This window comes from Paenibacillus sp. GbtcB18 (assembly GCF_019091125.1).
Taxonomy (GTDB): Bacteria; Bacillota; Bacilli; order Paenibacillales; family NBRC-103111; genus Paenibacillus_F; species Paenibacillus_F chitinolyticus.
Genome location: NZ_JAGXJX010000457.1, coordinates 1 through 263, shown reverse-complemented (window position 1 = coordinate 263; position 263 = coordinate 1). Strand labels below are relative to the sequence as shown.

Annotated in this window: 1 protein-coding gene; it reads right to left on the bottom strand. The window is 38.0% G+C overall.

Annotation, left to right across the window (positions count from 1 at the left end):
- Window positions 1-76 precede the first annotated feature (76 nt).
- A partial coding sequence (locus KVT34_RS30425) for a hypothetical protein (protein ID WP_217563313.1) occupies window positions 77-263 on the bottom strand: 187 nt, incomplete at its 5' end.

The window sequence follows — 263 nt, the reverse complement described above, 5'->3', positions numbered from 1 at the left end:
AACACCTCACTTGTTTATGAAAAAAGATTTTAAGCATATGTTTTATCGTTTAAAAAAAAATTAATATTGTATTTTATCAAATTATTATTGTTATGGGAATATCTTTTTGATTTGAAAAAAAAAAAAAAACACCCGCCCGAAAGGGGGGGTGTTTTTGGGCGGCGGGCGGGTCCAGCGGGGTTTTCCTGAAATTCTTTTGTTCCAGTAAAATTCCGTTCCCGTGGATACCCCCAAAAGGCGGGAAAGTCCCCCAGGGCATTTGT